Source organism: Rhodohalobacter sulfatireducens (assembly GCF_022012475.1).
In the GTDB taxonomy this organism is placed as follows: domain Bacteria; phylum Bacteroidota; class Rhodothermia; order Balneolales; family Balneolaceae; genus Rhodohalobacter; species Rhodohalobacter sulfatireducens.
Genome location: NZ_JAKLWS010000059.1, coordinates 1 through 9565, shown reverse-complemented (window position 1 = coordinate 9565; position 9565 = coordinate 1). Strand labels below are relative to the sequence as shown.

Genomic DNA, 9565 nt, shown 5'->3' with positions numbered 1-9565 from the left:
TTTTGTGCTGGAAGGTTCAGGGGCTACAATCGATGTTAAAGCCACCTATGACGAGGAGGGGAATCTTGTTGAGTCGACGTTGATCAAGAAAGATACACAGGTTCCGATTCCAATCTTGCGGTTCATTTACTCCCACGAAAAATTTAATAGCTGGACGATGACCGGTAATGAAATTGTGGTCAAAGATTTCGATCCCTATCAAACGGAATACAAGGTAACCATGACAAATGGTGATGAAACAGAAGTTCTGAATTTCAAAGAACAGGGTGAAAGCATCGCGTACCAGAATTAGTCATTGATGTTATTGAACAGTTCCCGTGCTCACCACACGACACAATCCCTTGTCTCCATTTTTAAATAGAGGCGGGGGATTTATTTAGATATGATTGTATTTACGAATTGTGCAAATAAGGCTCATCATCCCCCGCAATGAGTTACAGAAACAGATGGCTATCTCGAGCTGCGCTCACCTTGGTGCTAAGCGAAGCAAGTTTTCTGATAATATCGAAATAAATGGATCTTGTACGTCTAATTCCGGCCGTTCCTATTTTAAATGAATTTTCTTATTCAACTTTTATAATCATTGTTGGTCTCACAATGTCATCATCTTCATCACATATAAGTTCTAATGTATAAGTTCCAGAAGGAGCATCATTTCTAATTGTAAGTGTACGTGATTTTTTAGCTGGTATAGTTAAAGGGTTAGGTTCAAAAACGCCTTGACTAGAAGATGTTACTGTGTATGCTTGATCTTTAGAGTTAATAATAATCGCATTACCCCGATTTACAGCTCTCACAAAGTTACATGCATCAATAGCTATTCTTTTTGGCATAATAGTCACCTATTCTTTTATTTGAATGTTTGGTTGTTAGTTGTTGGTATTGAACTTCTCTACAATTTCCATATAAGCAGGATCCTCTCTCAGCGCAGCAATTTTTGGATCGGGATCATTATTAATCTCTTCCGGCGGATAACCGTTTTCAATAGCTTTACCGATCCAATCCAGGGCACTCTCGCGATCTCCGAGATACTCCATAATTCTACCTATCTTTACCTGAATATCAACATCATTGGGTTGCATATCTATAGCCCGGTTTACCAATTCTCTTGATCTGTCTTCATTCCCAATATCAATATGAAAAGCTGCCAGGTTCACAATTAAACCGGGATCTCTTGGATTGACTTCCATCTGATTTTCTGCAAGCTCTTTCGCCTTACGAATTGCCTCCCTGTATCTGTCGGGTTGAGGTGGATCAGAATACTTATAAGCGCTCGCAAGGTTACTCCAGACCAGATAATCAGAATCGTTTAATTCCAGTGCTTTGGAGTACATTTCAGCAGCTTCAGCATATTTCTCCTCGAAGTAATACATGGTGCCTAAATTCGAGTAGACTCCATAATTCGGTTCGATTTCAACGGATGTGTTGAACGCTTTCAGCGCATCGTCCGGGCGATTCAGGTAGTAGTAAACAGCTCCCAGATTACGATAGGCAGCTGCATTATTTGGCGTTAACTCCGTTACAATTTCAAACTGTTCGGCCGCTTCTTCGAAACGCCCGTTTCGTGAATAAAAGACGCCCAATTCAGCATACCCGGCCCAATATCCCGGTTTCCTATCGATGGCTGTTCTGTAGGTAGCTTCCGCTTCTTTAATACGTTCCTGGCCCATAAATGCTCTTGCCCTTGCCCTGTACGCTTCAAAGTTTGTTGGGTCGAGGCTCAATGCCTGGTCAAGCTGTTCGTGAGCGAGTTCGTAATCACCCTTTTCTATTAGGAGCACACCATAAGTTGTATAAATTGGAGAAAGTCGATCTTCAAGGTTCAGAGCTTTCTGAATATTTGTGGTGGCAGGGTCAAGCCAATCCGGGTCTTCGCTTCTTCTGTATTTGTACAGGTAAGCATCCCCGACAGCAGCATACGCCAGTGAGAATGTTGGATCCTCCTCCAAAGCTCTTTCAAAGCGGTCTATAGCTTTATCTATCTCTTGTATTTGATCGAATCGTTGCAGGTGTCCCAGCCCTTGCAGATAAAATTCATACGCTCCGGGTTCTGCAGTCTGACCAGCCGTAAGTATTGTTCTTGCTTCCGGTTGTATGCCGATATTGAGCATACTTGCCAGGTTAAAAACGGCATTATCTTGTAGGGTTGATTTTTCAATAAACGAGTCATCAATCACCATAGAATCAATCTGTCGTAATGTTATTGCGTCTATCAGGTTGATTGTGACACGAACGCCCCGTTCCAATTGCTGTACGCTACCGGTTACCACTAAGTTTACCCCAAAAGAAGCCCGTGCTTGAGATGCACTCTGAATGTTCATGGATCTTGTTTCGCTCACGGGTACAACCAGATACTCATCCTGGAACTGCTCGAGTTGAGAAAGCTTGCTGGCAATTGTTTCAAGAAGGCCGTCGGCAAACGCAAGGTTTGCAGGATCGTCACCTATAGTTCTGAAAGGAAGAACTGCGATCTCTTTTGAGATGGGGATTGTGTTATTCGAGAAAAAAGGAGCATTCGCATTTTGGATCGTCGGGTATATCCATAACAGGGTAAGCGTAACAAACAAAACAATGGCTGTAGCGATGAGCGCATTGATGGTTGTCCGTTTGGTTTTTTGACTGATACTTTTTTCGGGAGGAGTCGAATGACCGGATTGCGATAAGCTCTTCTTTTGATCCAGATTTAACGTGTCTTCTTTTAAAGCTTCCAAAAAATTTTGGAGTTCACTCATCTCCTGAAATCTGTTTTCCGGTTTTTTTTCAAGAGCTTTTGAAAGTATCCATTCAAGCTCCACAGGTAGTTCAGGATCTATTTTTGTGATTGGTTCCGGATCTTCATTCATGATCGAGTACATCTGAGCATGATAGTATTCAGCCCGAAATGGATGTGTACCGGTAAACATCTCATACAGAACAATGCCCAATGAAAAAATGTCACTTCTGTGATCAACTTTATTTGAATTGAGTTGCTCGGGGGACATATAACCCGCTGTACCAAGTGTTGACCCGGTTTGAGTCAGCTTGGTTTGGCCGGAAAGTTTAGCTAATCCGAAATCTACAATTTTTACCAGCCCCTGATCCGTAATCATAATATTACCCGGTTTAATATCGCGATGGATGATATCATGGGTATGGGCACAACTAAGGGCTTTCGCCATTTGAATAGCCAGTTCCAAAGCTTCTTTATATTTGACAGGTCCCTTCTCTAAGCGATCTGCAAGAGTTTCACCATCATAATAGGCCATGCTGATGTATAGGGTTCCATCCTGGCTTTCACCTACTTCATAGATTGTACACACATTAGGATGATCGAGAGCAGCTGCAGATTTGGCTTCCCGGGTAAACCGTTGTTTATCTTTTTTAGATTGAGTGAGATGAGGGGGCAGAAACTTAAGAGCAACAGTTCTGTCCAGTTTGTTATCTTTGGCTTTATAAACCACACCCATTCCACCTTCGCCGAGTTTTTCAAGAATTTCGTAGTGTAATATTGTGGTTCCCTTTTTCATAAGTAGTGATTATTCATCTTGAAGTTTTGGCAAACTAGCCCACCCTGTGCGACGCAGCCTCAGCGTAGTCGTACTTCACCCAACTTGTCGAGAATTTCATAGTGCAATATTGTGGTTCCCTTTACCATATAGGTACTGATATCTATGTCATTTAATCAACAATTCTGCTTTTTCTTCACTTCTCTCATTTTACATCCGAAAGGCAAACAACGAACCCAATCTACTATATTTTAGTCATCGATGCTATAAATGGTGATTGTAATTGATAGATTTTGTCTTGTAAAAACAATCTATAATCCCATTTTATTAATCAATGCAACGAATCTTGGGTCATCACGCATATAATCAAAGATTGGGTCTACACTCGCATAAGGCATATTTAGATCATTCTCTTGGTAAGCCATTTCGAGATAATCTAAAGCTTCATCTTTCATTCCAGCCCTCGTGTATAATGTACCAATCTGCCAGGGTGTTATATACTCATCTTTGGAACGTTCAATATATAATTCTGCCACTTTCTGTAATGCAAATTCATAACCACCTTGATTGTAAGCATTCATCAGGATATCAATTGCTTCTTGATCATCCCTGACTTCAAATGATTTTTTCCAAGTCTCTATGGCTTTTTCATACATACCCTTTTGATGGTAAGCAGATCGTAATGTAGATAGGGAGGTTCTATCTTCAGGTGAGATTTCAAGATTACTTTCCATCGTCGATATAACCTCATCGTAACGTTTTAAATACATCAAATCCATGCTGTAAACAGCCTGGAACAATGGGTTATATGGATCAAGTTTTACAGCCTCTTGAATATGAGTAAGTGCCTCATTTGGTTTTTTTAAGTAAAACAGCAGATGTGAGTAAAATGCTCTTGCCTCAGGCATGTTTGGGTTTAGTTCAATTGCCCTTATGAATTCGTTATTAGCGTCCTGCCAGTCCCAATAGACCCAAGTGTTAATTATCGCCTTCATGTAGTGGATTTCAGAGAGATTACTGTCAATTTCTAAAGCTTTTTCTGCGGCTTTTTCTGTTTGATCAATTACGTCGTTAAATGAGGCATAACCTGATTGAGCTTTGGATAAATGTGATAAAGCAACTCCAGCATAAGCAGGGGCATAGTCAGGGTCTATATCAATGGCTAATTGATAATACTTCAAGGCCGTTTCTATGGATTGCTTAGTAAGTTGCCACCGTTGATAATTTCCTTGCAGGTAAGCTTCGTAGGCCTCCGGATTTACATCTTTTCTATTTGATAAAAGGTTTTGCTCGTAGGGAGTAACTTGTACTTGAATTTGGCCGGCAATAGCTTCAGCAACTTCACCCTGCAAATTTAAAACATTTTTAAGATCTCGGTTATAGACCTGAGCCCAAAGATACTCGTCATTAACTGCATCGATTAAACGAATACTAATTCTTATCTGATTATTTGATTCTACTACAGCGCCTTCTATTATATAATCCACACCAAGTTCGGAAGCAATTTCCGAGGCTATTTTTGTCGTTTCTTTATATCGCATTACAGAGGATCTGGCTATAATCCTTAACCCGCTTATACGTGCAAGATCGGTTATCAGGGCATCTGTCATTCCATCTGAAAACCAATCCTGTGCTAAACTACTCGATAGATTTTCAAGAGGCAGAAGGGCTATAGAAACAGTACGGTTCTGCTCTGTCGGGCGGTAAATAAAAAACAAAAAGAGAGATGTGAAAACAAAGAGAAATATAGCAGACTGGAAAGCATATCGTCTTTGTTTTCTGCTCAATTTTAATGCAGATGCAGAGCGACTTTTTCCGCTTTCTAATTCGTCCAGGGCAAGCTGCAGATCAGCCAGCATATCGCTCATATTTTGATAACGTTTTTCAGGATGTTTCTGAAGGGCTTTGTTGATGATTTTTTCAACCCGAATGGGGACGTCAGGCCTTATTTTGGTTATATACTCAGGCTCTTCATTTGCGATAGAGTACATAATAGCTTGTTCATACTCACCCTGAAATGGACAACGACCAGCGAGAATTTCATATAGCAGTACGCCTAATGCCCATATATCCGTTCGATGATCTACTGCCGCACCCTGAAGCTGTTCCGGAGACATATACGAAGCAGTACCCAATGTTGTACCACTTTTAGTGAGCATGGTCTGATTTGCGAATTTAGCCAATCCAAAATCAATTATTTTTAATTCATCATCTTCTGAGAAAATGATATTTGCAGGTTTTATATCCCTGTGAATAATACTTTTACTATGGGCTTTCTGAAGCCCACTGGAAATTTTAAGAGCAATTTTGATTGCTTCGTGAATACCGATCTTTTGCTCTTTAATTTTATTTCGAAGCGTTTTGCCCTCATAAAAATCCATGACGATAAAAGGACTGTAATCAGCTTCTCCAATCTCATAAACAGTCGCAATATTGGGATGGCTTAATGCTGCTGAGGCCCTTGCTTCCCTTAAAAAACGACTTTTGTTGAGTTCATCATGCTGCTGAAAAGAAGAGAGAAATTTTATAGCAACAATGCGATCCAGGCTTCTATCATGAGCTTTATAAACAACACCCATTCCTCCTTCGCCCAGCTTTTCCAGAATTTTATAATGCGATATGGAAGTTCCTTTTTCCATGGACGATCTGAATCGTTGATGCCATGCAGTATTGAGCTGTCCCACTAAACTTCTCTTAATCTTAAAACAGTAAAGACAGTCAATAAAATATTATACTATTTTTGAATCTTGAATGCTATAACAAGTGCTAAATGTTGAAGAAAGATTTGTTTAGCAGTTCATTTTTTGAACGCGAAGCGATATTATAAAAGGTCTCCGCAGATCTTCAGGTTCTCTCCATCTGCCAATTTTTTCGAGGCCGAAGGAATGTATTCTTAGAACTGATGATATGGACAAAAAATATAGAATAGGAAACTGCGGGAATAGCGGGTCCCGAGAATTCGGGATTTGGGTAACTTGGTCTTCGTAGCTTTAGCGTAGTAGACCTTGGTCAACGAAGCAATATTAGATGTTTTCTTTTTTGAGCCCTTTTCGCGTAGTTGACCTTTTTTCACACAAAAAAGGTACAACCCCTTAATGGGATAAAGTTCATATAGATATTAACGAGCACAGTCATTATTCAAAGAAATTAACATTATTTTTGTCCTGGTACTTTTGTACCGTCAAAAGTACCCAAAACCTCTCGGCTGTCCCCGAGGAGTCGGGGTGTGGCGGCTGATGGTTCAGCACAGCATCCTTCGAATGGTCCATCGCGTTTTGAGATAGATTTAAGTTCTTCACCGGTGCCGAAGGCTGCCTTAGTGCTTCACAATCCAGCCTGTTCCCACAGATTCTTCAAGGCCGAAGACACTCTTTCTAAAAAAATCATGCTGGCTTTGAAAATGGAATAGGATATTGCGGGAATAGTGGGAAAGATGTGTTGAGGGGTACGAGTGTGCTGAAATCTCGTAATCCCATTGAAACGACAGAACGTGATTATCTCTATTCCCGATGTACTTTTTGGGTACCTTTTTTCACACAAAAAAGGTACAATCCCTTAATAGGGTGAAGTTTAGGTTAACGTTTATAATCAAATTTGTCATTCAAAAAGAATAATAGGTAACAACAATATCAGTGTGGCTTACAGTCATTCTTTTCAATATTGGAAATGTAATCAGAAAAATGTAGAATAAAGCTTGTAAAAAGGAGAGAAAAATATTCCGATATTTTTTTCAGGCCAATCTTGAAGTGCTTTTGTTGTTTCGTTTTACCAACCTACTTACTACAACTACCATGGCAAAAGTAATTATAACCGCTGAAGTTGAGGATGCTGCAAAATGGGAAAAGGGTTTCAGAACTCATGGAGACCTATTCAAAAAAATGTCCATTTCTAAGCCCATTCACCTGGGTACCAATGATGAAAATGAGGCTTGTATTTGTTCTGAGCCTGATGACCTTGATAAATACATGGCAATACTCAATTCTCCGGCCACAGCTGAAGCAATGGCCTATGATGGAGTAAAGCGAGATACCGTGAAGGTCTTTGTTTTAGATAAAGAAATGAATGTTTAAGATCTTTTTTTGATCTGTACAACTTAATTTCATTTCTCTTAAATCTTAATAGGGGTGGGTGTGCTGAATTGATGGGGATTACAATCCCTCGATATACGGTTCATCCTCCCCCGAAATCAACTCCTGGAACCGTGGGTGATCGCGGAGCGGATCCCATCTGGGATCTAAGCGAAGGATATTTCTGTGAACTGCCGAGGGGACTGACAGTACATGCTCAATTATTTCAATAGCAAGTTCTTTATGGCCGGTCCAGGCGTAAATTTCAGCAAGGTCTCTTTTTACTTCTCCACCAAGTAATGCATCTTGACTCAATGGCATAAGTTCAGTGGCTTTTTCTCCTTCCTCGACTGCTTTTTCATTTTCACCCAGATGGGCATACACTTTTCCGAGAGCTTTCCGGTATCGAAAGTCGTTAGGATCCTCATCACGCAAAGCTTCTAAATGAGTTTTTGCTTGTTCATAATGACGTAAGGCCTCTGATCGATGACCCAAAAAGTCAAGGGACATGCCCACCAAATAATCCCTGGAAAAATAATTTCCTTCAAAGGATGCGTTTTCCATATTTCTATATCCCTGAATAGCTTCTTCCCAATCACGTTTCAGCATATTATAGTTTCCCCATTTTCTTGGATATTCACTTGCGGGATCCAAAGCACGAATTTGATCCCACGCTTGATCATAAACTTCCAGTGTTCCATCTTTTGATAATCCAACATCCCCTTCAAACCAAAAGAAAACACTTGGATCATTGCTAAGTTCTTTTGCGCGCTCTATTGCTGTTTCAGATTTTTCATAATCCCGAATCAGCCAATAATCCCAGGCTAATTCCGAGTAAATATTAGTATTAAGTGGATCCAGTTGGGAGGCTTTTTTTAAATATTCAATAAGTTTTTCCCAGTTGCCAAGCCTCCGATGAGTAAATGCTGCCATGGTATGTAACATGGGTTGATTTGGAAATTTTTGCAGCGCCGATTCAAAGTGAGATAATATTTGACGGTTATTCGAATTGGACCAATAGAGATAAACGCCATTGGCAATATAAGTTTCCGGGAGATCTGGGCCGAAAAAAAGAGCCCATTCAGCTGCTTCTTCCATTTCCTGAAGATAGACTGATTTTGGATCATGTAACTGAAACCAATAGTAGGTATATGCCAGCATACCCCACGCGGAGGCAAACTCCCTGTCAAGTTCAATGGCTTTTAGAAAATAGTCTTCAGCAGTGAATAAATTTTCTCGATCGAATACTGTACGTGCAAGATACTCTCTTCCCTGCATATATAACCGATATGCCTCCGGATTATCAGTGGGGCGCGCGTCCAGCCGTTCCTGTTCCTGTACAGTTAGAGAGGCATGGAGTTCTGCAGCCACTTGTCGGGCAATCCGGCTCTGAATTTCAAAGACATTATCAATATTCTCATCAAAACTGCCACTCCATATTGTTGCCAAACTGTTTGCATCAATGAGTTGAACGGATACCCTCAACTGATCTCCAATACGTCTAACGGTTCCATCCATTAACGATGAAACACCCAATTGTTCACCAATAGCTTGTAAGTCATCGCGATCATTTGGTGGAAAACCAAGAACAGAGCGTCTGGCTATAACAGTTAAATCACTGATCCCCGCCAAACGGTTCGTGAGTTCTTCATGGATACCGTCTGTAAATTGTATGTCTTCAGGCTCTGTGCTGATGCTTTCCAGTGGTAGGACGGCGATGGTGTTGTTAATAGGTTCTGTTGAGCCGGACTCAGGTATTAGCCAATAACTAATCACTGCCAGGAGAATGACGATTCCTGCCAGGCCAAGCATTCCATTTCGGGAGTGTAAAGATGGAAAATTGATCGCTGTGGATCCGGATGAATCACCAGTTTCTGTCTGAGCCGTTATTGATGGTGTGATTTTTGAGGGCTCTATCGAATCCGGCAACTGATCCAGACAGGTTTTGAGTTCTGCGGCCAATTGCTCACTATCTGAAAATCGTTTAGCGGGATCTTTTTCCAGCAGACGGTT

6 protein-coding genes are annotated in these 9565 nt (G+C 40.7%); 2 read left to right on the top strand and 4 right to left on the bottom strand.

Annotated elements, in window-relative coordinates:
- On the top strand, positions 1 to 292 hold a 292-nt coding region (locus L6773_RS20810; RefSeq protein ID WP_237856598.1), incomplete at its 5' end, for a hypothetical protein.
- A gap of 271 nt (positions 293 to 563) precedes the next feature.
- Here L6773_RS20810 and L6773_RS20805 read toward each other — a convergent pair.
- From L6773_RS20805 to L6773_RS20795, 3 genes are all read right to left on the bottom strand, one after another.
- Positions 564 to 833 (bottom strand): cupredoxin domain-containing protein, encoded by a 270-nt coding sequence (locus L6773_RS20805; protein WP_237856597.1) that lies wholly within the window; start codon positions 831 to 833, stop codon positions 564 to 566.
- Positions 834 to 869: 36 nt separating this feature from the next.
- Positions 870 to 3506, bottom strand: a complete 2637-nt coding sequence (locus L6773_RS20800) for a serine/threonine-protein kinase (RefSeq protein WP_237856596.1) — start codon at positions 3504 to 3506, stop codon at positions 870 to 872.
- Between the two features lie 290 nt (positions 3507 to 3796).
- Positions 3797 to 6124 carry a serine/threonine-protein kinase gene (locus L6773_RS20795; RefSeq protein ID WP_237856595.1) on the bottom strand — a complete coding sequence of 776 codons (2328 nt, stop codon included), beginning with the start codon at positions 6122 to 6124 and terminating at the stop codon, positions 3797 to 3799.
- A 1152-nt stretch (positions 6125 to 7276) separates the two neighbouring features.
- On the opposite strand from L6773_RS20795, the gene L6773_RS20790 reads away from it, so the two are divergent.
- Positions 7277 to 7555, top strand: a complete 279-nt coding sequence (locus L6773_RS20790; RefSeq protein WP_237856594.1) for a hypothetical protein — start codon at positions 7277 to 7279, stop codon at positions 7553 to 7555.
- A gap of 78 nt (positions 7556 to 7633) precedes the next feature.
- Here L6773_RS20790 and L6773_RS20785 read toward each other — a convergent pair.
- A partial coding sequence (locus L6773_RS20785) for a TPR end-of-group domain-containing protein (protein WP_237856593.1) occupies positions 7634 to 9565 on the bottom strand: 1932 nt, incomplete at its 5' end.

Excerpts from the sequence above, each read along its gene's own strand:
- L6773_RS20805 (WP_237856597.1), bottom strand. The coding sequence starts at position 833 with ATGCCAAAAAGAATAGCTATTGATGCATGTAACTTTGTGAGAGCTGTA.
- L6773_RS20800 (WP_237856596.1), bottom strand. The coding sequence starts at position 3,506 with ATGAAAAAGGGAACCACAATATTACACTACGAAATTCTTGAAAAACTC.
- L6773_RS20795 (WP_237856595.1), bottom strand. The coding sequence starts at position 6,124 with ATGGAAAAAGGAACTTCCATATCGCATTATAAAATTCTGGAAAAGCTG.
- L6773_RS20790 (WP_237856594.1), top strand. The coding sequence starts at position 7,277 with ATGGCAAAAGTAATTATAACCGCTGAAGTTGAGGATGCTGCAAAATGG.